This is a genomic window from Rhodococcus sp. YL-1 (assembly GCF_001942025.1).
In the GTDB taxonomy this organism is placed as follows: Bacteria; Actinomycetota; Actinomycetes; order Mycobacteriales; family Mycobacteriaceae; genus Rhodococcus_F; species Rhodococcus_F qingshengii.
Genome location: NZ_CP017299.1, coordinates 2716080 through 2742139 on the forward strand (window position 1 = coordinate 2716080; position 26060 = coordinate 2742139).

At 63.4% G+C, this 26060-nt stretch carries 12 protein-coding genes and 1 tRNA gene; 4 read left to right on the forward strand and 9 right to left on the reverse strand.

Going from position 1 to position 26060, the window contains the following annotated elements; genetic code table 11:
- The first annotated feature begins 132 nt into the window (after window positions 1–132).
- Genes BH682_RS12750 through BH682_RS12765 form a run of 4 tightly spaced genes read left to right on the forward strand, consistent with a single transcriptional unit; the run spans window position 133 to window position 15788 of the window.
- Window positions 133–12594, forward strand: a complete 12462-nt coding sequence (locus BH682_RS12750) for a non-ribosomal peptide synthetase (protein WP_223304445.1) — start codon at window positions 133–135, stop codon at window positions 12592–12594.
- Window positions 12595–12634: 40 nt separating this feature from the next.
- Window positions 12635–13648 carry a Fe2+-enterobactin ABC transporter substrate-binding protein gene (locus BH682_RS12755; protein ID WP_003942170.1) on the forward strand — a complete coding sequence of 338 codons (1014 nt, stop codon included), beginning with the start codon at window positions 12635–12637 and terminating at the stop codon, window positions 13646–13648.
- The gene (gene entS, locus BH682_RS12760) at window positions 13645–14946 is read left to right on the forward strand and encodes an enterobactin transporter EntS (protein ID WP_007735127.1); all 1302 of its coding nucleotides are present in this window, start codon (window positions 13645–13647) and stop codon (window positions 14944–14946) included. Before BH682_RS12755 ends, entS begins: the two co-directional genes overlap by 4 nt.
- A complete protein-coding gene (locus BH682_RS12765; RefSeq protein ID WP_075833025.1) occupies window positions 14943–15788 on the forward strand; it encodes a siderophore-interacting protein in 846 nt (281 codons plus the stop codon). Before entS ends, BH682_RS12765 begins: the two co-directional genes overlap by 4 nt.
- Here BH682_RS12765 and BH682_RS12770 read toward each other — a convergent pair.
- From BH682_RS12770 to nuoL, 9 genes are all read right to left on the reverse strand, one after another.
- Entirely contained in the window at window positions 15737–17185 is a 1449-nt protein-coding gene (locus BH682_RS12770; RefSeq protein WP_064444516.1) for an MFS transporter, read from the reverse strand. The genes BH682_RS12765 and BH682_RS12770 overlap by 52 nt on opposite strands.
- Window positions 17186–18114: 929 nt before the next feature.
- Window positions 18115–18185, reverse strand: a tRNA-Cys gene (locus BH682_RS12780).
- Window positions 18186–18289: 104 nt separating this feature from the next.
- Complete coding sequence (locus BH682_RS12785) at window positions 18290–18916, reverse strand: class I SAM-dependent methyltransferase (protein WP_075833028.1); 627 nt, start codon at window positions 18914–18916, stop codon at window positions 18290–18292.
- A 20-nt stretch (window positions 18917–18936) separates the two neighbouring features.
- On the reverse strand, window positions 18937–19677 hold the full coding sequence (locus BH682_RS12790; RefSeq protein ID WP_075833029.1) for a hypothetical protein: 741 nt from the start codon (window positions 19675–19677) through the stop codon (window positions 18937–18939).
- Window positions 19674–20258 (reverse strand): RNA polymerase sigma factor, encoded by a 585-nt coding sequence (locus BH682_RS12795; protein ID WP_075833031.1) that lies wholly within the window; start codon window positions 20256–20258, stop codon window positions 19674–19676. The genes BH682_RS12790 and BH682_RS12795 overlap by 4 nt, the downstream gene beginning before the upstream one ends.
- A 30-nt stretch (window positions 20259–20288) precedes the next feature.
- Window positions 20289–20972 carry a lysoplasmalogenase gene (locus BH682_RS12800; RefSeq protein WP_075835264.1) on the reverse strand — a complete coding sequence of 228 codons (684 nt, stop codon included), beginning with the start codon at window positions 20970–20972 and terminating at the stop codon, window positions 20289–20291.
- Between the two features lie 4 nt (window positions 20973–20976).
- On the reverse strand, window positions 20977–22572 hold the full coding sequence (gene nuoN, locus BH682_RS12805; RefSeq protein ID WP_003942161.1) for an NADH-quinone oxidoreductase subunit NuoN: 1596 nt from the start codon (window positions 22570–22572) through the stop codon (window positions 20977–20979).
- The gene (locus BH682_RS12810; RefSeq protein ID WP_064444520.1) at window positions 22569–24173 is read right to left on the reverse strand and encodes an NADH-quinone oxidoreductase subunit M; all 1605 of its coding nucleotides are present in this window, start codon (window positions 24171–24173) and stop codon (window positions 22569–22571) included. The genes nuoN and BH682_RS12810 overlap by 4 nt, the downstream gene beginning before the upstream one ends.
- Window positions 24167–26059: an NADH-quinone oxidoreductase subunit L gene (gene nuoL, locus BH682_RS12815; protein WP_030535567.1), complete on the reverse strand. Its 1893-nt coding sequence runs from the start codon at window positions 26057–26059 to the stop codon at window positions 24167–24169. Before nuoL ends, BH682_RS12810 begins: the two co-directional genes overlap by 7 nt.
- Window position 26060 lies beyond the last annotated feature (1 nt).

The window sequence follows — 26060 nt, forward strand, 5'->3', positions numbered from 1 at the left end:
CGCGTCGGGAGCCGTCGGTTCTCGGGTCACCGGCGAGGCGGATTCCCCGATTCATTGACATTTAGTTTAGGCTACCCAAAACGACGTTAGGTCACCCTTGGGTGACGTGTGTCCACAGACGAGGGGATCAGTGTGAGCGTTCTTCCAGGTTCGAACTCCGGAGCGGCGAGCGAAGCTACGTTTGCTCTCACAGGAGCTCAACTCGGGATTTGGAACGCACAGAGGCTTGATCCCGAATCTCGGAGCTACCTCGTCGGTGAGGTGCTCGAAATCTCGGGCGACGAACCGATCGACACCGAACTGCTGACAGCCGCCATCACGGCGACGATCGGTGAAGCCGAAACCATGCGGCTGCGGATGATCGAGACGGCGGACGGCCCGCGTCAGTACATCTCCGACGAGCCGGTTGGCATCATCCCGATCACCGACGTCCGTGACGAGCGCGATCCCGTAGCCGTGGCGCACGCACTGGTCGACGCCGAGCGCAGCCGGGCGTCCGAGTACTGCCGCCTGATGGTGGAGCGTCCGCTGTACACCTACTCGCTGATCAGGCTCTCCGATCGCGAGATCTGGTGCATTCAGCTCTATCACCACCTGATCGTCGACGGATACAGCGCAGCAATGATTTCGCGCCGAGTCGCCGCGCACTACACGGCCGCGAAGAAGGGAACCGAGGTCGCGCCAACGCGATTCGGTTCTATGACAGATCTGGTCAGCGAGGACGAGGCGTACCGGGCTGGCGAGCAGTTCGCGGAAGATCGTGACTACTGGCGTGATGTCCTGACGCCGTTGCCCGCGTTGGACGGACGCGGCCAGCAGGTCACCGGTCCGGCGGAACGAACGATCCAGGTTCGCGAGGTCATTACCGCCGACGCCCTCAGCTGCCTCAAAGAGGTGGCAGACGCGACGGGAACAACGTGGGCCGAGGCACTGATCGCCTGCTACGGCGCGTTTCTCCACCGACTGCTCGGCGAGACGGATGTTGTCATCGCGATGCCACTCATGGCGCGCGTAGGCCGCACGGCACTCAAGACGCCGGCCATGGCAGTCAACGTTCTGCCTCTCCGGTTGACGATTCGCAGCCACGATCGACTCGGTGACCTGAGCAAGCAGGTGGCCGCCACGATGAAAAGCCTGCGCGCACACCAGCGCTACCGCGGTGAGAATCTTGCTCGGGACCTGGGCGTCGCCGGCACCGGCGCACTGCTTCACGGGATCGGAATCAATCTCAAGGCTTTCGACTTCGCCCTCGATTTCGCCGGCGCTGTGGGTGTACTGCGTAACGTCGCCGGGGGACCGCCGGAGGACCTGGGTTTGACGGTGACGCCCATTGCGGACGGCGAAGTTCTACTCGGATTCGAAGTGGACGCGCGTACCAATACTCGGGAATCGGTTCAGCGTCGCCTCGCCGGTTTCGTCAGCATCGTCAACGCGATGGTCGGGGAGGGAGATCCTGCCGTCGGTCAGGTGGAGATGATGCCTGCGGCCGAAGCCGCGCGGATTCTCGCCGGCCGCGAAACTGCACCGCTGCCCGGCTCGGTCGAACTCGTTCCCGACGTGTTCGACCGCATCGTCGTCGAGCACGCGGATGACACAGTCCTCGTGTGCGGTGACGAAACAGTGACAGGCGAAGAACTCGGTGGCCGCGTCCACAAGCTCGCCCGGTTGCTTCGGGCCCGCGATGTCGGCCCGGACGACATTGTCGGACTTGCGCTTCCGCGTACTTCCGAGATGGTGGTGGCTCTGCTCGCGACGTTGAACGCGGGCGCAGCGTACGTGGCCCTGGATCCGCAGCACCCGGCCGAGCGGTTGCGAGATCTGATCGACGATGCGCAGCCGAAGGTCGTGATCACCACTTCCACTCTGGCCGAGCAACTCGTCGGAGGTTTTCGGCCCGACCCCCTCGTCATCGATTCCGACGCAGTCCGCGAAGAACTCCGTGCTAATTCCGAGCTTCCACTCGAACTCGGTGAACTGGCGACAGCACGGCATGGTGATCACCTGGCGTATGTCATCTACACCTCGGGATCGACAGGCAAGCCCAAGGGTGTGCTGGTCAGAGGCGGTGGATTGGCGCACCTGCTTCACCACCATCGCGCCACCATCTACCGGGACACCGCCGAGCGCGTCGGGAACCGCCAACTGCACACCGCGCACACAGCGTCGTTCGCCTTCGATGCGTCTCTCGATCAACTGTTGTGGCTGCTGTGTGGTCATCGTGTGCACGTATACGACGAGGAACTGCAGAAGGACGCGGTTGCTCTGGTCGCGGCGTTCGAGCGAGATCGCGTCGACGTGGTCGACACGACGCCGTCGATGGCGGCAGCGATGGTGGACAACGGGTTGCTGCGTACGCATCGGTTGCAGCTCCTCGTCGTGGGTGGCGAGGCGGCACCGCCCGCACTGTGGGACGCGATCATCGAATCCGGTGTTCCGGCTCGAAACCTGTACGGCCCCACCGAAACGACGGTCGACGCGATCGCGACCACGGTCGAAGGTGCCGGACCGCGTATCGGGTACCCCCTCGCGGGTACCCGTGCGTACCTGCTCGACAGCGCGCTCGAGCCGGTCGCCGACGGTGAACGAGGTGAGCTCTACCTGGCCGGACCGCAATTGGCCAGGGGCTACCTCGGCCGCGCCGGCGCGACCTCCGAGCGTTTTGTCGCAGATCCTTTCGGGGCTCCGGGAGATCTGATGTACCGCGCCGGGGACGTGGCGCGGTGGGTGCCGGGGCGGGGCTACGACTTCATCGGTCGCAGCGACAAGCAGGTGAAGATTCGCGGACATCGAGTCGAGTTGAGCGAGGTCGAGGCTGTTCTCGGATCGGTACCCGGAATCGGCGCCGCTGCCGCGCTGATCCGTACGGATGGGGGACGGCCCAGCCTCGTCGGCTACGTTGTAGCCGCCGCCGGCGCGACGCTTCCGCCGCAGGAAGAATTGCGCCGTGACCTCGCCGGTCGCGTACCGGATCATCTCGTTCCCGCCGCAATCGTCGTTCTGGACGAACTGCCCGTCACGGTGAACGGAAAGCTCGATCGTGCGGCACTACCTGCCCCGGCTGCCGAATCGGAAGGTCGCGCTGCATCCACACCACACGAGGAAATCCTCTGTGACGTGGTGGCCGAGGTGCTCGGCCGCGAACGCGTCGGCGTGGACGAGGATTTCTTCGGCCTCGGTGGTGACAGCATCACGGCAATCAGTGTCAGCAGTCGACTGCGGGTGCGTGGTCTGATCGTTGCTCCCAAAGAACTACTGGCACAGCGAGATCTGGGAACCATCGCCGCTGCGGCGCGTGAGATTGCCGATGACGCCGACGCCGTAGCCTCGGTTGCGGACGTGGCGACCGGCACCGTGATCGCCCCGCCGATCGTTCGAGCACTGATCGACAAGAATCCGACAGACGAGGCAATCGCGGGCTACGCGCAATGGACCGCAGTGCGCATCGACGACAGCCTTTCACTGGGTGACCTGCAGTCCGGCGTGCAGACGATCCTCGATCACCATGACGCTCTACGCCTGCTCCTGCGCCGTGACAACGACAGCGGCACTGCCGAATTGATCGTCCGGGACGCCGGTGCAGTGCGCAGCGAGGGACTCGTTCGCGAGGTGTCCGACACCTCCGAGCCGTCCCGGATCAGAGAGCTCGCGGAGGCGTCGGCGGCGAGTCTCGACCCACGCGCCGGTGAACTCCTGCGAGTCGTACTGGTCAATACCGAGGCCGGTCGACCCGACCAATTGATCGTCGTGGCTCACCATTTGATCGTCGACGGTGTGTCCTGGCGAATTCTGCTTCCAGACCTCCACGAAGCTACCGATGCAGCGCGCGAGCGTAGGTCGGCCCGGTTGGCTGCAGGCGGAAGTTCGTGGCGTCGATACGCAGGGTTGCTCGCGGAATTCGGGGCCTCTGGCAGCAGGGCGTCAGAGCTCGAGTACTGGAAGTCCGCGTCGGTACAGGCGGACGACGAGCCGATCGGCAGTCGTCGTCTCGACCCGAAGATCGACGTGACCGCAACCGCCTCTCGCACGACAACCATTGCGCCCCCGGCCGTCACCGACGCGCTGTTGACCACGCTTCCGGCGGCGTATCGAGCCAAGGCCGACGAAGTGCTTCTCTCGGGTTTGATGCTTGCCTTGCGCTCATGGCAGCACGGCCGCGGCCTCATCGGGCTGCCCGCGCAGACAGTTACCGTCGAAGGTCATGGCCGCGACGCGCTCACCAGCGACACCGACTTCGCCGGAACCATCGGGTGGTTCACCAGTGAGTTCCCCGTCCGGGTTCCCACCGATGCACTGCTCACCGCAGACGATCTTGCCGACGCACTGAGCGGCGGAGCAGCTGCGGGGCATCTCCTTCGTGCGGTGAAGGAGGCAAAACGCGCCGTACCCGGAGGCGGAGTCGGCTATGGAGTTCTGCGGCATCTGGATCCCGACACCGCACCTGACCTTTCCGCGTGCGCTACACCCGAACTGCTGCTCAACTATCTGGGCCGCTTCCCGTCCTTGCCCGGAACCGGATGGCGATTGCCGGAGCAGGATCCATTCGCGGTCATCGAGCCGGCGACGAAGGTTATGTCGGAAGTGCTGGCGCTCAACGCATTTGTCCGAGAGGACGACTCGACGACGCTGGCAGTCGAATGGACTGCGGCGGGTTCAGTGCTCGACGGCGCGACGATCGTCGAGCTGCAAGAGCATTGGGAACGTGCGCTCGCTGCCCTGACCGCGCATGCCGCGCTCTTCGAGGGTGGTTTGACGCCTTCCGATTGCTCGGCGACGATCTTCGGCCAGGGCGCGGTGGTCGATCAGGCAGGGATCAACGAACTCGAAGCCGTCCACGGACCGCTTGCCGACGTCCTTCCGCTCTCGCCGCTACAAGAAGGTCTCCTGTTCCATGCGGTCCGTGACGGAGTCGCAGACGTCTACACGCTCACTGCACGCTTCGACCTCTCCGGGCCACTGGACGAGGCGAAGTTGGCCGACGCGTTCGAGACCGTGATCGACAGGCACCCGAACCTTCGCGCAGCTTTTCACTACGAGCAGTTCGAACGGCCCGTTCAGATCATTCCGCGCGGCGCAAAAGTCGAGTGGCGTTCGGTCGATCTGACCTCCGTTCCAGCTGACACTGCATTCCGCTCTGCAGATCAGCTCGAGGACGAGGCCGCCAAGCATGTCTTCGACGTCAGTACACCGCCTCTGCTGCGTGCACTACTGGTTCGGCTGCCCGGCGGGGTGCACCGTTTGGTCCTCAACGCGCACCACCTGCTCACCGACGGTTGGTCGACTCCGATCGTCCTGCGCGAGCTGATGAACGTCTACCACGACGGCGACAGCCGCCTCCCTGCGCCGACGCCGTATCGCGACTACTTGGCATGGATCGCCGGCCGTGATCAGGACTCTGCCCGCGCAGCGTGGAGCGAGCGTTTGCGTGGGCTCACCGCGCCGACTCTCGTTGCCGATGCCGGAGCGCCGCGAAGTGTGCCCGTCGCGCTCGAGGTTCCTCTCGCGACATCGGACGCCGAAGCGCTGATCGAACTCGGCCGTGCGCGAGCGCTGACGGTCAACACCCTGGTTCAGGGTGCGTGGGCAGCAGCGCTCGCCGAAGCGACAGGACAGTGGGACGTCGTGTTCGGGGCCACGGTGTCCGGCCGACCTGCCGAACTCTCGGGGGTGGAGGGAATGGTCGGGTTGTTCAGCAACACGATTCCGGCCCGCCTCGACATCGTCGCGGACCGGCCTTTGCTCGATCAGTTCGTCGATCTCCAGAACGCCCAATTCGACATCGTGGACGTCGAACACACCAGTTTGGCCGAGATCGAACGCATCGCCGGAATCGGGCAACTGTTCGACACGCTCCTGGTGTTCGAGAACTTCCCGAACTCCGGTGCAGGACAGCCTGCATCGCACACACTGCGGGTCGAGGGATTCACCAACCGCGGAGTCACGCACTATCCGATGACGTTGATGGCGCCGCCGAGCACCGGTCTGGATCTGGTTCTGTACCACGATCCGGCAGTTGTCTCCGACGCCACGGCGGAGCGAATGGTCACACGGCTCGCGGAGATCCTGCGTGGGTTGCTGACCGAGCCGACAGCTCCCGCATCCGCGGTGCTCACGGTAGTCCGACAGGCAGCGTCCGTTGCCGATGCGGTGTCTGCCGCGAAAAATGTCGCTGTCACGAAAAAGGTGGCCGCGTCCGAACCTGCGATCGATGTCGATCCCGCGGTCGTTGATGCAGTGTGCGCCTGTGTCGCAACGGTGTTGGAGATTCCCGACGTCGATCCGGGCGACAATTTCTTCACTCTCGGCGGTCACTCGCTCACTGCGATGCGGTTGGTGGGAAGCCTGCGCAAGCTGGGAATTCGCGTCGTCGTCTCGGATGTCTTCGACACCCCGACCCCCCTCGGTCTTGCCGTGGCCGCACGCGTCGATCGGACGAAGTTCTCGCCGGATTCGGTCGTTGGCGTCGATCGACCCGTCGTGACCGTGGCGACGTTCCGCGCCCCGGCGGTGGCGGGAAATCCTGATCACGAGCGGTACTGGGTTCGCACGCTCGCGGACCTGCCCCTCGAAACGGACCTTCCGTATGACCGCCCGCGCGGCGAAGAGTACCGCCCGCACACCTACCTCCGTCAGCTACGCGATGCCCGGTTCGGTGACGAACCAGGATTCGACGCGGTGCTGTTGGCCGCCGTGGCGGCGACGCTGAACAGCTTCGGCGGTGGTCGGGACCTTGCGGTCGGACTGGTCTCGGAAGGGACTGACACCCTGATTCGGGTCGACCTGTCCGGTCGGCCGAGAATTGCCGATGTCGTTCGGCGAGTCGAAAACGCTGTCTCCGAGGCACTTGCGCATTCCGATGTCAGCCTCGACCGAATCGCCGATCTACTCGGGCGTCCGACGAGCAGCCTGTTCGCTGCCCGTGTCGGTCACTCGCCCGGAAAGAGCGTCGACCTCGAATTCGTCCGAACCGCAACAGAACTTCGATTGACGGTTGATGCCGGGCTGTTCGACGCCGCGACTGCGGACGCATTGCTCGACGGTGTGATCGCGGTCCTCGGTCACGAAATCAGCACTGTCGTCGCGGATCTGCGACTGGCGGAAAACAAGCCGGATCGCGACCCGGGCCGACGCGCGACGCCGCCGTCGGGGATCTCGCAGTTGTTCGCTCGACACGTCAGCCGCCACCCCGACGACATCGCGGTGATCTCCGGCGAGGTCGGAATTACCTACGGGGAACTGTCGGCGCGCGTCGACGAGCTGGCCCGCGAACTTCTCGCGGTCGGCGCCGGACCCGAGAAGGTAGTCGCCGTCGCGCTGGATCGAAATGCGGATCTGGTGGCCGGACTGCTCGCGGTACTGCGCATCGGCGCTGCGTACCTGCCACTCGACGTCGATTACCCGACTGAGCGGCTCGAGTTCATGATCGAGGACGCGGCTCCGGTGTGTGTCCTGACCAGTATCGACAGCGCCGGGCAACTTCCGTTGACGGTCGCCACGTGTGTCTTCGTGGACGGTGAGTTCACCAACTCGGGTGTCGTGCTTCCTCCGCCGCCCGCGGCGGGTGATCACCTCGCCTACATGATCCACACCTCCGGTTCGACGGGTCGCCCCAAGGGCGTGATGGTCTCGACGGGCAACCTCGCAGCCTTCGCGGACACGGTACTCGAGGATTGCTGGATCAGGCCGGGCGATCGCATCGTCGCGGTGACAACGGTGTCGTTCGACATCGCGGCACTGGAGTTGCTGTGCCCGCTCGCGGCGGGCGCGACTGTCGTGATCGCAGACCGCAGGACGGTTCGCGATCCGGATGCGTTGTCGGCGTTGATCATCGCAAGCGATGCGACAGTGATGCAGGCAACGCCGGCGCTGTGGCGAGTGGTCACCGAACACGAGAACGCAGTCGGACTCGCCATGGTGCGAGCCCTGGTGGGAGGGGAAGCCCTCCCGCAGGATCTGGCCGACGATCTGGTGGCCAACGCTGCTTCGGTCCGGAATGTCTATGGACCCACCGAGGCCACGGTGTGGGCGACATCTTCGGTCATCACGACCGGCGACCGAGTCACGATCGGTCAGCCCTGGACCGATGTGCACGTGCGAATCCTCGACGACGACCTGCGTGAGGTTCCGGAAGGCGTTGCGGGCGAGCTGTATCTGGGCGGTGCGCAGGTGGTCCGCGGATACCTGAACCGCCCCGATCTGACCGTCGCTCGGTTCGTCGCCGATCCTTCTCTGCCGGGGGCACGCCTCTACCGCACCGGCGATCTGGTCCGACGCCGGCGAGGGGTTTTGCACTTCCTTCGTCGTGCGGACGATCAGGTGAAGGTTCGCGGTTTCCGCATCGAGCTCGGCGAAGTCGAAGGCGCGCTCGGATCGGTGGCAGGTGTGTTCCGCGCGGCAGCCACCGTTCGCGTCGATGCGGCGGGTACCGGAAGTTTGCACGGGTATGTGGTTCCCGAAGGTGCAACCACGCTCGATTCGGTACTGGTGCGCAAGGAGATTGCGCAGCTCCTACCCGAACACATGGTGCCGCAGACCATCACGGTGCTCGAGGCACTACCACTCACCCTCAACGGGAAGGTGGACCGGAAGGCATTGCCCGACACCGCGCCGGATCGCGTGCAGAGTCCGCTCGTGGCCGTCGATGCGGATCGTCGGGCACGGCTCGAGTCGCTGAGCCCGGGCTGGCAGGACGTGCTACCACTCGGTCCCTTGCAGGAAGGCATGTACTTCCAGTCGGTTCTCGACGGCGCCGGCGGCACGGATGTCTATCACATGCAGCCGCGATTCGAGTTCTCCGCCGATGCCGCCGTCGACGTTCGCTCACTCCGCGCAGCGGGGGATGCGCTCTTGCGACGCTATCCGAACTTGCGGGCCGGTTTCACACACGCCGGGTTCGACGCTCCGGTGCAGTTCGTGCCCAGGGAAGCCGAAATGCCTTTCCGTGAGGTCGATCTGAGCGCAGTCGCACCCGAGAACTTGGATATCGAGGTCCGCGGCGTCGACGAGGCCGAATTCGGCAGGCTGTTCGACTTGAGTGCGCCGCCACTCATTCGAATGGTGTTGGTCTGGTTGCCAGGTGGGGGAGCGCACCTCGTCTTCACTCAGCACCACCTGCTGACCGACGGTTGGTCGCAGACCTTGATGTACGCGGAGTTGTTTGCGCTCTACGAGTTTGCTCGCACACACGGCACGGACCCGGTTGGACTCGACGGCGCGCTCGACAAGCCTGCGGACTTCCGTGATCACCTGCGATGGATCGCCGAAGCGGATCGCACGGACGCCATCTCGTCCTGGAAGGACTACCTCGCGGATCTCGAGCAACCCATACTCGTGGGTGGTACGGGATCAGGCGGGCGCGCTCCGTTGCCGGTGTTCACCCGGGTTCAGCTCGAACAGAGCATCACCGAGCACGTACGCGAGTTGGCCAGACGTAGCGGAGTGACGCTGTCCACCGTCGTCTCTGCGGCGTGGGGTCTGGCATTGCGCGCCGTGACGGGCCGTGACGACGTGGTCTTCGGATCGACGGTTTCGGGACGTTCACCCGAGGTCGAGGGCGCCGACCGCATGGTGGGATTGGCGCTCAACACCATTCCCGTGCGTGTCCGGGTCCGGCCAGGCGAGGAGATCTCGGCGTTGCTCGGACGCCTGTTCCGTGAACAAGGTTCGCTGCTGGGGCATCACCAGCTCGGGCTCGGCGACGTGCAGCGAAGCGCTGGGTTCGCAACACTGTTCGACACGCTCTACGTCTTCCGCAACACGCCTCGTGACGAACAGGCACGTCGAGACACGTTCGGGCGCAGTGGAATCGTCGGGTTCGACGCAGTGGACGGCACCCACTATGCGCTCACGCTCGACGTGGATCCGGGTGTCGGGGACGCGGCGATGGCGCTCACACTCGAAAACCGTCCTGACCTGATTCCGCACGACGTGGCTCAGGACATCCTGTCCCGCACCATCACGATTCTCGAAGTGATGGCGAATTCCGATACCGCCACGGTGGCGGACACGGCGGTTCCGCTTTCGCGCACCCCCGCGGAATTCGCTTCGGAGCACGTCGTGATGCCACGGCCGGACCAGGCCGGCGGTAGCGTGGACGCACTACTGCGCGAAAGGGCAGCGGCAACTCCGGACGAGACGGCGCTGGTCTTCGGAGACGTCACACTGAGCGCAGCCGAGATGAACTCTCGGGTGGACAGACTGGCACGGATACTCGCTTCGGCGCTGGGGCAGTCGGTACCAGGCGGGGGACCGACCCGTGTTGTCGCGCTCGCGCTTCCGCGTACTGCCGATCACGTCGTCGCAATCTTCGCCGTCATGAGAACCGGAGCGGCCTACCTTCCCTTGGATCTGGCTCACCCGCCGGCACGCCTGCGCGAACTCATCCTCGACAGCGATGCGGCGCTGGTAGTCACCACGACTCAGACGCGTGACCTCGTTGTTCCCGATGGACAGCCATGTCTGGTCCTCGACGACCCGGACGTGGCCGGAGTACTCGACGGGCAGTCTTCGGCACCAGTTGTCGACGAGGCTGCGGTCTGCGGGCCGACCTCACCGGACCAGCCTGCCTACGTCATCTACACCTCGGGCAGTACCGGAAAACCCAAGGGCGTCGTGGTGGGTCACCGCGGGTTGACGACGATGTATCACAATCACAAGGCCGAGATATTCACTCCGACCGAAAACAGTGTGGGTGGCCGACGTCTGCGCATCGCGCATACAGTCTCGTTCTCGTTCGACATGTCGTGGGAGGAACTGTTCTGGTTGCTCGCGGGGCACGAAGTTCACGTGATCGACGAGCAGGCGCGACTGGACCCCGCGTCTCTGGTGAAGCATTACCGCGAAGTCGGTATCGACGTCGTGAATGTAACCCCCTCGTATGCACGGGAACTGATGGCCGCCGGTCTCCTCGACGGTGAGCGGACGCCGGTGTTGGTGATGCTCGGCGGAGAAGCTGTACCTGCCGAGTTGTGGTCGCGATTGCGCGATCAGGACGGTGTCGACGGGTACGACCTTTACGGGCCGACGGAGTTCACGATCAATGCGATGGGATCCCCGGTTCAGGGGAGCGAGACACCCTGCTTGGGTCGTCCGATTCTGAACGCGTCTGCGCGGGTACTCGATTCGGGTCTGCGGGAGGTACCGATCGGAGCGGCGGGCGAGCTGTACATGTCCGGAGACGGAACGGCGATGGGTTACCTTCACCGGACCGCGTTGACCTCCGCTGTGTTCGTTGCTGATCCCTACTCCGTCGGCAAGCGCATGTACCGCACGGGTGACGTTGTACTGCGTCGCCGCGACGGTGAACTCGAATATCTGGGTCGCGCAGACCATCAGGTCAAGATCCGAGGCATTCGGATCGAATTGGGTGAAGTCGAATCCGCGCTGGCGTCGTTGCCGGGAGTGTTGCGAGCGGCAGCGTCAGTCCGTAGCGAAGGCGGTGCGCCGCCGCGACTGGTCGGCTACGTCATCGAAGAACCCGGCGCTGATCCAGTCGATCTGCGAGCTGCGTTGCGGGAACGCGTACCGGCACACCTGGTTCCGTCGGACATCGTCGTCGTGGATTCGATCCCGTTGACGCCCAACGGAAAACTGGACCGCGGTGCGTTGCCGGCACCCCCCGCCCGAGCAGCGGCCCGAGCACCGCGAACCGAGATGGAAAGGCAACTGTGCCAGGTCTTTGCGCGGGTACTCGGCGTCGAGGCAGTCGATCCCGAAGAGAGTTTCTTCGATCTCGGCGGCGACTCGCTTCGAGCTATGCGACTGGTGGGGGAGATGGAGCACGACCTGTCGGTGAGCGTCGGTGTGGGAACGCTGATGGCCCGTCCGACAGTTGCAGAACTTGCAGTACACCTTGACGAGTCGGCGTCCGAAATCGATCTGAGTCGCGATCGCCTCCTGACACTGCGAGCCGAAGGCAGCGGAGAACCACTGTTCTGCGTGCATCCGGCCGGTGGATTCGCTTGGCCCTTTGCGCCTTTGACCGGTGTTCTCGATGCCGACCGTCCACTGTTCGGCCTGCAACTGCCCACAATTGCCGGTGAGCCACTCGAACCGACGAACGTGGACCAACTGGCAGCGATGTACGTCGACACGATTCGCGGCGTGCAACCGAGCGGGCCGTACCACCTGCTCGGCTACTCGTTCGGTGGCAACGTCGTTGCCGCGATGGCGGCTCAGCTGGTCGATATCGGCGAGACGGTGGAGTTCGCCGGTCTGATCGATACTCATCCACTGGGAGATCGTGACGATCACGGTCGCGACGATGCCGACGACCGAGATCTGGCCGCCGCCCTGCCACCCGAGATCCTCACTCAGGCAACGGGACTGGTCGACGCTGTTCGGGCGGGTTTTGATGCCACTCGTTTGCTCGTGGCCAGTTCGACCGACACAACCTACGACGGACCGGTTACTCTGATCACCGCCGACGCCGAGGCGTCCGGACAGCTGCTGGCCGATCGCTGGCGCAGAGTCCGCGGGGACCGGGACATGGCAGTACACCATCTGCCGTACGACCACGCCGGATTGGTGACCCCAGCCGGGTGGGCGGCGATCGCCCCGCTGCTCGACAGCCATTTGTCGAAACGCACGGCCACATAGTTCGAAAACCACACAGTTGAAACACAATGGGAGCTCAATGATGAAGTCCACACCGCCCCTCGCGATACGGAGTTGGCGACGATTCGTCGCCATCGCAGGGTTGCTGATCGTCGCACTCGTGGCGATGATCGGTTGCAGTAGCGATTCGAACGACGAACCGACCAAGGCTGCAGAGCCCACGACCCGTGTGATCGAGACCGAGAAGGGCTCGGTCACCGTGCCCGCGTCGGCGGAGCGCATCGTGGTTCTGAGCGGCGGTCTCGCCGGATACCTGTACGCCCTGGACGCACCGGTGGTTGCCACCGATACCCGCGTCCTCGGTGTCACGAACCTCGACGGTGGATTCCCGCCGGCTTGGGCGGACGCCGCAAAGGCGCAGGGCACCAAGGAATTGCCGGCCGGCGAGCAGCTCAACATCGAAGCCGTCGCGGCGGCTGAGCCCGACCTGATCATCGGCGGTGGCCAGGGAATCACCTCGGTTCAGTCCGAGGAACTCTACGATCAGCTCACTGCTATCGCACCCACCGTCTTGGTCCCCAAGACGGTCGCCGCGTGGGACAAGCAGCTCGAAATCGTCGCCGACGCGGCGGGCCGTTCCGACCAGGTTCCGGCACTGATGAGCGCATACGAGGACAAGGTCAAAGAGGTCAAGGGCAAGATCAAGGTTCCCGAGGGAAACGTCGTCTACTTCCTCTCGGTCTCGAGCAACAAGCCGTACCTCGTTCCGCCGACGGCCGCGCTGCCCGCGATGCTCGCCGAGCTCGGTTTCAAGGCCGACGACGTCATGGCCAAGGCCGGCAACCCGCAGCTCTTCGGCTCGGGTGACTCGTTCGAGGTCAGCCCGGAACTGCTCTCGCAGGTCGCCGATGCTCCTGTCGCCTTTGTGATTCCGGTGTCCGGTCGCCCGATGGCCGAACTTGCCACCGATCCGCTTTACTCGCAGTTGCCGTCCTTCAAGGCAGGCACGACGTTCGAGCTCCCCGCCAGCAGCTACCGTCCTGACTACGACGGCGCAATGGCTACCCTCGACCTGATCGGCCAGACCTTCGCATGACTCGATTCGGTGGGCTGGTGATCGATGTTTCACCCTTGCGGACCAGCCGTCCCTTCAGGTACGCCTTTTCCGCGCGATTGATCTCGCTACTCGGGATCGGACTGCTCGTCGTAGCCGTCCCCGCGCAGACGTACCAGCTCACCGGCTCGACCTTGCAGGTTGCCGGAGTGTCCACGGCGATGGCCATCGCCATGTTCTTCGGCAGCCTGTTCGGCGGCGTGCTCGCTGACCGTTACGATCGGCGACGCACCATCCAGTTGGCCCGCAGTGCTGCGGGTCTCGGCTTTGTCATTCTCGGGTGCAATGCGCTCTTGCCACACCCGTCGATGTGGGTCATCTACGTCGCGGCAGCTGTCGACGGCTTGGCCGGCGGTGTCAGCAGCTCGGCCTTGATGGCTTTGATGCCGACGTTGTTGCCGCGCAACAAGATGGCTGCGGCCGGCGCTTTGGTAGCGCTGACCACCGACATCGGGACGATGATCTCGCCGGCAATCGCCGGCGTGATCATCGCCTCCGGCGGCATTCCCGCGACATACTTTGTTGCTGCGGTGGCCACCGCAGCAACTGTCACGTTGTTCCAAGCCATCGGCCCTTCCCCGGCACCGGGCACGAATCACGAAAGCCCGATGCGCGCGCTGGTGACCGGCGTGAAATTCGCCGGCACGCACACAGTCATTCGCGGCATCCTGATCAGCGGTCTGTTGGTCATGTTCGTCAGCGGGCCGATGGTGTTGCTGCCTGCCTTCGTCGACCAGGTTCTCGGCGGCGGACCCACCATGCTCGGTCTGCTCTACGGCGCCCCCGCTGTCGGCGCTGTGGTCGGTTCCCTCACCAGCGGTTGGACCGGACGAGTCCACCGCAACGGCGCCGCGATGTTGATCTCTGTTGCGCTGATGCCTCTCGGCCTGGTGGTACTGGGTGCGTCGGGAGCAGCGATTGTCGCGTTCCTGGGCCTGGCCGGATTCGGCCTCGGCCGCGCACTCAACGACATTCTGAGATTTGCAGTCCTTCAACAGAACACGCCGGACGAATTGCGCGGACGCGTGTCCAGTCTGTGGATGGTGCAAGCCGTCACGGGTACGGCGATCGGTTCGATGGCAGCCGGGTTCCTCGGGCAGTGGCTCGAGCCTGGCGCCGCGCTACTGGTCTTGGGGCTCGCCGGTGTGACACTGGGCCTGGTTCTCCTGGCAGCATTGGGTTCGGTGCGCCGGGTAACTTCGGAGATCAACGAAGTCGATCTCTCCGAAAACACTGTGCCGGTGGGGAATGCTCCGCCGGAAAAGGAAGGTAGTTCATGAACCGAGGAGACCACCTCGCGACCATCGCCGAAGTTCTGGCGGGGACCACCGGCGCAAAAGTGCCGTACCCCATCGGCATTCGCGAACTCGAAGTTGTTCGCAGCGAAATGGTCGGGACCGGACTGTTGCGTCTGACCTTGGGTGGACCGGAGTTGGCGGGCTTCGAATCGCACGCTCCCGACGAGCATGTTCGCCTGGTCTACCCGGATGCCGACGGAACTTTACGTCTACCCGAACGCGACGGATTCAGCCTGAAGTGGCCTCGTCCATTGCCGATCTCGCGTGAGTACACCGTCCGTCGATACGACGCCAAGGCGGGGGAGCTGGACCTCGACTTCGCGCTCCACGAAGGTGGGTACGCCTCTGATTGGGCTCAGGCGGCGACCGTCGGCACTCGGGTGCACGTGGCAGGTCCGCCCGGTGGCGTCGTGGTTCCGTGGACGTACGACCGCTATCTGCTGGCCGGTGACATCACCGCCCTTCCTGCCATTGCTCGTTGGCTCGAGATGATGCCCGCTGCTGCCGCCGGGTGGGTGTTCGTCGAGATCACCGACCCCTCACAGGAAATCGAACTCACTGTTCCGGAAGGCGTCGAGGTGCGATGGCTGCACCGCGGTGACGTCCCAGCCGGTCACTCGGATCTGCTCGAGCAGGCAGTACGGACGGTCACCGTGCCCGAGGGCGAGCGTGTCTACGCCTGGATCTCCGGTGAGGCCACCAGTCTCAAGCCGATTCGCAGATTCGTGCGCGACGAACTCGGCCTGAGTTCGGGCGACCACCTGATCACGGGCTACTGGAAGCGCGGAGTCGCAGACTTCGACGAGGACGACGACGACCACTGAACATCGGTTGATGCCGGTTTCGGCATCGTCACCGCGACAACGAGTCCGACAATCGCAACGATTGCCGCCACTCCGAAAGCTGTGGCGAATGCCGAGTGCTGGGGAAGACCGCCGGATGAAGTCGCGCTCGCGATGATCCCGGCGGCAATTTGGGTTCCCACAGCAGAACCCAGCGATCTGGCGATCGTGACTATTGCCGTCGTGACACCTACGCGGTCTGCCGGTGCGCTGTCGGCGGAGATGACGAACACTGCCGTCGACGCGGCGGCAACGCCGGTACCCGCAAGGATCAGCACCACAACGATCTGCCACATCGTTGTTGCAAAGACCCCGACGGCGCCGCTCAGGCCGAGGAAGGCAACTCCCGCTACCGCAATGGCTTTCGTGCCGACCCGTTGTGCGAGCTTTCCGGAGATCACCGACGCGATCACCGCTGCGCCGTAACCGATGCACAGCAGGATTCCGATGGCACTTGTCGATGCACCGCGGCCGAATCCGCTCTCTGCCGGCACGGCGAGTTGTTGCGGAAGTAGATAGACAACAGCGCCGTAGGTGAACCCGAAAACCACGCCGACGACCACGGCGCTCCACATCGAACGATGTCGCATCATCGTCAGGTCGACCATCGGCTCGGTTGTCCGGCTCTGATACCTGGCCCAGATCGTGAACACGGCAGCGGAAGCGAGAACCAGCAGCATCGACGTCGGTGCGCCCCACCCGTTGCTCGACGCGCTCGCAAGCCACGCCGTCAGCGTCAACAACCCCAGAGCCAATCCGCCCGCTCCCGGCCAATCGAGTCGGCCGCCGACGTTCGACATGTGATCTCGTGGTGTGCTCACGGCAAAAGCAATTGCGCCGAGCAAAACGAACGCGGTCGGAACTGCATACATCGCGCTGCGTGAGACGTTTTCCGCGACGGGTCCCGCCAGCACGACTCCCAGAGCGCCGCCGGCCACTACGACAGCCCCGAGCAAACCCGTGGCCGTCTTCAGTCGGTCCGAGGACAAAGTGCGTCGTAGGACCACGAAGCTCACGGGAAGCAACCCGAGCCCGAATCCCTGGAGAAATTGGCCGAGGACGAACAGCGGGAAGATCGTTGCGAGAGCGGACACGCTGCCGCCCAGGACAACGATTGTCGTGATCGCGAGCAAGGTGGGGCGGGCGCCGTACACGTCGGCTATTCGCCCGGCCATCGGCGTGACGAGGACAGTGCTCAACGTCAGAGCGACGGATGCGAGCGCTCCGACGTCGGCCGTCACTCCGAAGTCTCTCTGTATCAGGGGGAGTGCGGGGACGATGATGCTTTCGAGCGCGGCCACGGCAGCGATCAGCAGGGTCAGGCTTGCGATAGTTGCTACCGGTCGCGGCTGATTGCCGGAGACGCTCTCTGTGGTCATCGTGCTCTCTTTCGATCGGGGAGTGAGGAGCTTATGGACGCGACGAAACGCCGCCCCTCCAAGAGTCCGGAAGGGTTGTGGCACTGGATATATCGGGCTGTGAAGTAGACCGTCTCTTTATTTCGTTACGCGTACCGGTATTGTGGAGAAATGTAATCGGATTCAGCGCACAAAGCAAGAGTCGGATGGGGTGGAAATGGTGTCATGTATCGCCAGATCGCAACGGGCAGACTTTTGCTGCTACCGTCGGTCGGTGTCAGGTGATGTGACGATGGGGCTCATTTCTCGATGAGCATGACGCTGGTCACCAAAATGCTTCTCCGAGCAGGGAGTTCATCTGCCGGACACATCCAAGGTCCCCGTTTGAATGCCGGGTTTGTTAGCTTTCTGCCTGTGACGCGACGTCACGGAAAGTTCACGAATCACGGAGGATCATCATGGGTTCTATTTCAACGATCATCGGAATCTTCGAGCTCTACAAGCTTCTCGAGCCGCTGCTGAGCTCGCTGAGCTGATTCAGGTGTGATTTCGCTGTCGAGCCGGGGCGCCGAGGGACTCGGCTCGACAGCGGATCTCGAGGATCCGGCGCGATCAGGACCCGTGGAACGGATGTCGGCACCGGCAGAATTCCATCGCTCCGGTGTAGTGGTCCATCACCAGGATTTCTGCACACCGAGCGGGCTGCGGAGCGAACCTGAGGCAGCGCTCGATCCACCCACGCTCCAGCGAAGGGGCGGGGTGCGCGCAGTTCCCGCATCGGCCGGGACGTTCGGCGACACGTACGGAACCGTGGTGCTCCGGGGGCATGCCAAACATCTTGGTGGTGCGATGTTTCCAGGGCAATGGTTCGGCTCGAGCGGAAGCTATGTCACGAAAGCCCGGCGGCGATACCGTGGTTGCTCCGTAACGTAAGGCGGAATCTCAATGGGAGCGGATGGCAGGAGTCGAACCTGCGTGGACGGTTTTGCAGACCGCTGCCTTGCCGCTCGGCCACACCCGCATTCATCCAATTATGTTCGTAGTGAACAACAGTCGCCACCATTGTGATCAGGGTGAGTTGATCGCCGTGTGACGGATCGCAGGGACTGCGGGGGAAGTGCCGGGTCAGGCGCGGGAGAACACCGCGACCAGGAATTCGGAATCCTCCTTGAACGGGCGAAGATCCCACGTGGAGAGCAGCAGATCAGCCCCGAGGCCACTCGCGGTCGCGTCGGCGAGAAACTCGGGGAACTCGTAGCCACGGCCGGCACCGAATCCGATGACCACTCGGCCGCTCGGAGCGAGATGACGAGCAAATCCTGACAATACTGCTTGCCTGGTGGACGGCGCGAGAAACGCCACCACGTTGCCTGCCGACACGATGACGTCGAAATCTGCCTCGACACCGCGGGCCGGCAGATCGAGTTCGGCGAGATCGCCGACAAGCCACGCCGGTCCGGGGTGGTCTTCTTCTGCGGCAGCGATGAGAACCGGGTCGACATCGACTCCGACAACCACATGCCCGACGTCGTGCAGATAACCGCCGAGTCGGCCAGGCCCGCACCCTGCATCGAGAACCCGGCCACCGCGTCCGAGCATCGCGTCGATCAAACGTGCTTCCCCGACAATGTCCTTGCCGTCCGCTCTCATGGAACGGAAACGCTCGACATATCGTGTGGAATGCGTCGAGTCGGCTGCAGTGATCTCTTCCCACTGGCTGGGGATGCGCTCGTTCGGGGCGTGTGCAGTCATCTTTCGAGGGTACCGACAGCTCACCGGGTGCCGACGACCGTCCCGTCTGCGGCATATCCGACGAGGGTTGGACGAGGGGACGTGAGCGACAGGGGAATCCATCCGTAGAAGCGGTCTTCGGCAAGAATTGTCGGATAGATCTGGCCGTCTGCGGTGTGAAGTTCGGCTCGGACAGCACCTCCCGCCCCTGCGTCGTAGGTCGCCTCGTGTGGACCGGCAACCATGATGCCGGCTCCGCCTCCTAGTGCGAATGGTGACGCTTCCTCCGGGTACATATCGGGATCCGCAGCAGGAAAGCAACTGTCTCCAAGGTGGCTGAAATCGGAGGGTGCTCGCTGATCGAGATCTTCGGCGGACTCGAAGATCGGGGCGACGCACCTCCAGCCATTGGCGCCGTGGGCGACAAAGACGCTGAACAAGGTTCCGTCAGGTCCGGGAATGGACCCGACCCGCTCGGCGGTGGACGGATCTATTCCGCCGTTGGTTCCCGGCATCGTCTGCCAACCCGAGTACATGTCGGTGAACGCTTTCGGCATCATCCCCGTGGCAGCGGCGCAGCCCACCACCACTGCTGCGCAGATCGCCGCGACGAGAACGATGGCACCGACGCGACGGCGTGGAGCTTTGGTTGCCCCAATGTTGTTTTTGGTAGCCATGATTCGGGTGCGTGCGGCATCTTGGACGTTCTCGGGCCAGAGTTCGGCGGAAACCGTATCGCTCGGCCGCAGCTTCTCGAGCGTGGTCAGCAGATCTTTGGTCATGGGGTACTCCCGTGTTCGGCGGCAGCGCAAGGTCGGGCGGTGTTCATCGGGATTACGGTGACGGATTCTGAAGTCAACCCGGCGCGCAATCGACGCCGAGCGCGAAAGAGACGAACATGCATGGCCGGAACCGAACACCCAGCGACCCGCGCGGCTTCGGTGGCGGTCAACCCGTCCCAGGCAGTCAGGAGCAGGGCTTCACGTTCGGTGACGGTGAGTGTTGCCAGTGCTTCGAGCAGTTCCGTGCGTTCGGTGACAGTGACGTCGGCGCCCGGCGTCGATGCCGCAATCTGCTCGATGCGTCCCATCTTCTCGGTGAGCGCGTCAAAGCGCCGAACGCTGCGACGGTTATTGTTCACGGTGTTTCGAGCCACCACCAACAGCCATGGAAGTGCCTGCTCGGGCACTTCGTCCAAGCGTCGCCAGGCAACGAGGAACGTCTCGGAGACAACCTCCTGCGCGCTGTGATGATCAACGTGGCGACAGGTATACGCGAACACCCGACCGGCGTAGGCGTCCCACAGGGCGGTGAACCGCTCTTCGCCGCTCGGCGGCGGTTGTTCCTCGGATTTCGGGGTCATATGAAGAGATGTCCGGCTGGTTGCTGATCCTTACAGCCGCTGAGCTAATGGACGGTTTGGCGTCTTACTCCGGCCGAGAACTCCCACTGTCAGAAGCAACAGAGCGAGGATGTACAGCGTCATGATCCAGATGCCCGCAGCGGCGGGCTGCCACTTGTTCGCCTGACCGAGCAGGATCAAGGCGTCGGAGACGAGGAAGAGAGCGCCGCCGATACCGGTGATCGTGTTGTACGTCAGTGCGGTTGATGCGGTTCCCACCAGTATTGCGGCGTACACGGGGACGGCAATTCGAAGTTCAGGTTCGAGACCGGTCCAGGTGTACGACACAAGAGCGATCCCAGCGACGGTGTAAGCGCACAGAAACCATGGCCGCCTTCGTATCTCCCGAAGCGCGCCGTGTGAGAGAAAGAATCGGATGAAGCAGAGGTGACCGATCGCGAAGGCTGCCATCCCGATGACAAACGTGGTCTCCCAGATCAGGAACAAATCTCCGAAAGCACAGGCAATCAGCGCAGCAGCAACAATTCGAGGTCCGCGTCGGGCGACAACCCAGGCAGCCAGAATCGGAGCGAGCATGACCTTGGTGATCCCGTCCCAGGGCGCAGCATCAGCGGCATTGAGGATCAGATGGACAATCGCTACCGCTGAAAACCCGACGAACCATGGGGCCCGGATGATGCTCGGCAGCCCGGGGTCGAGGTCAGATTCACGCATCGGCTCAGTGTAGGAAGTCCGCTGCACGCTCGGCGAGGTCGAGCGCCGGCTGGGGGAGTATGCCGAGGATGAGCGTGACACCGGCGCCGAGGCCGATCACGCTGCTGGTCAGTGCACTCGGTACCACGACGGTCGGAGCGTCTGCGGCCGATTCGGTGAAGAACATCAACACGATCACTCGCACGTAGAAGTACGCGGCGATCGCGCTGCACAGGACGCCGACGATCACGAGAGGTGCGGCCCCGCCCTCGGCTGCCGCGCTGAACACCGCGAACTTTCCGATGAACCCACTGGTCAACGGGATCCCGGCGAAAGCCAACAGGAACAGTGCAAACACAACTCCGACCAGCGGTGAGCGCCGGCCCAATCCGGCCCAGCGCGAGAGCGTCGCGACCTCACCGTCTGCGTCCCGAACCAGACTCACGACGGCGAACGCGCCCACGGTGCTGAATCCGTAGGCTAGAAGGTAGAACATCGCCGAGGCCAGGCCGGCATCCGAATCCGCAACCACAGCGGTCAGAATGAATCCGGTGTGCGCGATGGCCGAATACGCGAGCATCCGCTTCATATCGGTTTGCGTAACAGCGACGATCGATCCGACAACCATCGTGAGAATCGCGACTGCCCACATCAGTGGACGCCAGTTCACGTACTCGTTGGGCAGAGCCACATAGAAGACACGAAGGATGGCACCGAATGCGGCGATCTTGGTCGCGGTAGCCATGAAACTGGTGATCGGCGTCGGCGCCCCTTGATAGACATCGGGAATCCACGAATGGAACGGCACGGCACCGACTTTGAACAGTAATCCCACGGCCACGAGTGCTGTCCCGAGCCACAGGAAGGCATCGGTACCCGACCCGCTGCGTGCTGCGTCGGCGATACCGGAGAGCGTGACCGTCCCGGCATAGCCGTACAGCAATGCGATTCCGAAAACGAAGAACGCCGACGAAAATGCCCCGAGCAGAAAGTACTTGAGCGCAGCTTCCTGGGAGAGCAGGCGACGTCGGCGTGCCAGACCACACAGGAGATACAGAGGCAGTGAGAACACTTCGAGCGCAACGAACATCGTCAGCAGATCGTTGGACGCGGGAAAGAGGAGCATGCCGCCGACAGCGAAGAGGGTGAGCGGAAAGACCTCGGTCTGGGCGATACCGACCTTGACCGCTTCTTGTTCCGCAACACTTCCGGGGACGCTCGACGCTTGAGGGGTGAAACCGCCGAGCGCGTCGTGTTGCGCGATCACCTCGGCGGTGTTGCCCGAGCCTCGCTCGGCGATCAGCAGTACTGCGGGGATCGACACGAGAAGGATCGTGGCCTGCAGGAAAAGGGTCGGACCGTCGACCGCTACAGAACCCATCATCGCCGTCGACCGCGTGCCGGCGAGCAGAAGCACTGCCACGAATGCGGCCGCCAAGCCTGCGACACCGAGGACGAGTTGCACGGGGTATCGAAAACGCCGGGGTGCGAATGCCTCGATGAGTACGCCCACAACCGCAACACCGAACACGATCAACATTGGCGAGAGCAAGCTGTATTCGACACTGGGTGACGCCGTGCCGGCTGAGCCGAGGATGGTCACGTCGTTGAAGGAACTCATTTGTGGGCACCTCCTTCGTGGTCGGCGACGAGCGGGGTCGGAGCCTCGTCGACGACCGTATGGCTCACTGCAGGAGTGATGACGTCCAAGGCAGGCTTGGGGTAGATGCCGAGAAGCAACAAGAGTGCGATCAGAGGGGCGACCACCACGAGTTCGCGTCGAGCGAGGTCGCGGATCGTTCCCTGCTCTTCCTTCACAGGTCCGCCCATCATGCGCTGGTAGAGCCAGAGTATGTAGATCGCGGACAGGACAAGCGCGGCAGTCGCCGCGATAGCGGCCACGTGGTATCGCGAGTACGTCCCGATCAGCACCAGGAACTCACTGATGAACGGCGCGAGACCCGGCAGCGACAGCGTTGCCAACCCCGCAACGAGGAATGTGCCGGCAAGTACGGGTGCAACTTTCTGGACGCCGCCGTACGCCGCGATCGATCGAGTACCTCGCTGCGAGACGAGGAATCCCGCAATCAGAAACAGAGCCGCAGTGGAGACTCCGTGATTGACCATGTACAGCGCGGAACCCGCCTGGCTCTGGCTGGTCATCGCGAAGATTCCGAGAATGATGAAGCCGAAGTGCGAAATCGACGTGTAGGCGATCAGTCTCATGACGTCTGTTTGTGCGATCGCCAGTATTGCGCCGTAGACGATCCCGATAACGGCGAGCGTGATGATCCACGGTGCAAAAGTCGACGACGACTCCGGGAACAGTTGCAGGCAGTAGCGAATCATCGCGAACGTGCCCACCTTGTCCACGACCGCCATCATCAGCACTGCTGTCGACGGAGTCGATTCCACCGCGGAGTCCGGCAACCAACTGTGCAGCGGCCAGAGCGGTGCTTTCACCGCGAACGCGAACATGAATCCGAGGAACAAGGCGTTGAGCACCCCGGGTCCCACACCGAGTTCACCGCTGTTTGCCGCTGAGGCGATCGCCCGGAAGTCGAAAGTGCCGCTGGCGAAGGGACTCTCGTCGCGCGTGGTGACCACATACAGGCCGATGACTGCAGCGAGCATGACCAGGCCGCCGAGGAGGTTGTAGAGCAGAAACTTCACGGCTGCGCGAGATCTGCCCACTCCGCCGAACCCGCCGATGAGGAAATACATCGGTATCAGCATGGCCTCGAAGAAAATGTAGAACAAGAGAATGTCCAAGGCGCTGAACGAAATCATCACCATGGACTCGACAACAAGGATCAGCGCGAAATAGGTGTGCGGCATTCTCTTGGGTGATGCCGGGTCTGCCGGGACGTCATTCCAGCCCGCGATCAGGAGTAACGGCACCAGCACGGCGGTGAGAAGAACCAGAACGAGTGCGATCCCGTCGAGTCCGAGTGTGTAGCTGGTACCGAAAGCCGGTATCCAGCTGTGGCTTTCGACAAATTGAAATTGTTCGCCGCCGCGGTCGAACGCAACTCCGAGAACGGCGGCGACCACCAGGACTGCCACGGACACAGCCAATGCGAGAGACTTCGCAAATTGGTACGACCGTGCCGGCAGAGCGAGGACTACACCCGCTCCGATGAGCGGAAGCAACCAGAGCACCGTCAGCGCAGGGAAGCCGGTATTGGTCACAGAGTCGCTCACCGCCGCTTCGATCACCACAGTGTCACCGCCATCATTGTCGCGACCACGAGTGTTGCTCCGACAAACATCACCAGCGCGTACGAGCGAACAAACCCGGTCTGTAGCTTCCGCGTGAGCGCGGACAGCCCGGTGACGACCACCGCAAAGCTGCCCACGACGCCGCCTATTCCCTTGGTGTCGAACACTTCCAACGACTTGGTGAGTTGTTGTCCGGGCTTCATGAACACCGTCTCGTTGAAGGCGTCACCGTACAGATCGCGGCGAGCCGCACCGGTCAACGGTGAAACCGGAGTCGGTGCCACAAGTGGAATCTCCCGGGTGGCGTACTCGCGATACGCAATCGCGACGCCGGCGGCAACTGCGAGCAGCGCCAGCGCGGTGATCGACCATGCGGGTATCGGCGGTTCGACGTGATGTGAGCCGACAACCGGTTCGAGCCAGTTCTGCAAGCTGGACCCGATGGTCAGGAGCATCCCGGCGCCGACGGACCCCACCGCCAGGATGATCATCGGAGACGTCATCACTGCCGGAGATTCGTGAGGTTTCTGGTTCTCCCAGCGGGCCTTCCCGAAGAAGGTCATCAGCATCACGCGGCTCATGTAGAAGGCAGTGAGGGCCGCACCCAACAGGGTGACGATGCCCAGCACAACACCCTTGACGCCACCCTCGCCGATCGCAACCTCGATGATCTTGTCCTTGGAGAAGAACCCGGCAAACGGCGGAACACCGATGATGGCAAGGTATCCGAGCCCGAACGTGACAAAAGTCAGTGGCATGAACGCTCGGAGCCCGCCGTAGCGCCGCATGTCGGTTTCGTCGTTCATCGCGTGCATCACCGAACCCGCGCCGAGGAACAGGCCTGCCTTGAAGAATCCGTGGGTGATCAGATGAAGGATTGCGAAGGCGTATCCAGCTGGTCCGAGGCCCGCCGCCAGGACCATGTATCCGATCTGACTCATGGTCGATGCGGCGAGCGCTTTCTTGATGTCGTCCTTCGCGCAGCCGATGATCGCACCGAACAGCAGCGTCACGGCACCGACGATGACAACCACGAGTTGAGCGTCGGGTGCGAGATCGAAGATCGGATTGGAGCGCACGATCAGGTAGACGCCGGCCGTGACCATCGTGGCCGCGTGAATCAGCGCCGAGACGGGGGTGGGGCCCTCCATCGCGTCGCCGAGCCACGACTGCAGTGGCACCTGCGCCGACTTCGCGCATGCAGCGAGGAGGAGCATCAGGCCGAGCGCCGTCAGGACACCTTCGCTTGCACCAGACGCGTCGGCGAAGACGCTGCTGAACGAGAGCGAGCCGAACGTGCTGAACATCAACATCATCGCGATCATCAATCCGATGTCGCCCACCCGATTGACGACAAAAGCCTTCTTGGCAGCGGTCGCCGCCGACGGCTTGTGCTGCCAGAAACCGATCAGCAGGTACGACGCCAAACCGACGCCTTCCCAGCCGACGTAGAGCCCGAGGAAGTTGTCGGCGAGCACGAGGAGCAGCATCGCAGCGAGGAAGAGATTGAGGTAGGCGAAGAACTTACGACGCTCGGGGTCGTGCGCCATGTAGCCGACCGAGTAGATGTGGATCAGCGAACCTACACCGGTGATGAGCAGGACGAAACACATCGACAGTTGATCAAGCTGCAGTCCGAACTCGACCTGAAGACTGTCGACCGGGACCCAACTGAACAGGTGCTCGGTGACGGTGCGGTCGGCGGTGTCGCGGCCGAGCATGGCGATGAAAAACACCACTGCGACGACAAACGACGCGAGTGCCATGACGCAGGCGAACAGGTGGCCCCACGCGTTCGTGCGACGACCCGCCAGCAACAGGACAGCGGCGCCGCACAGGGGCAGGGCGGGGAGCAACCAGATGGCGGACGTGATTCCTCCTGACATG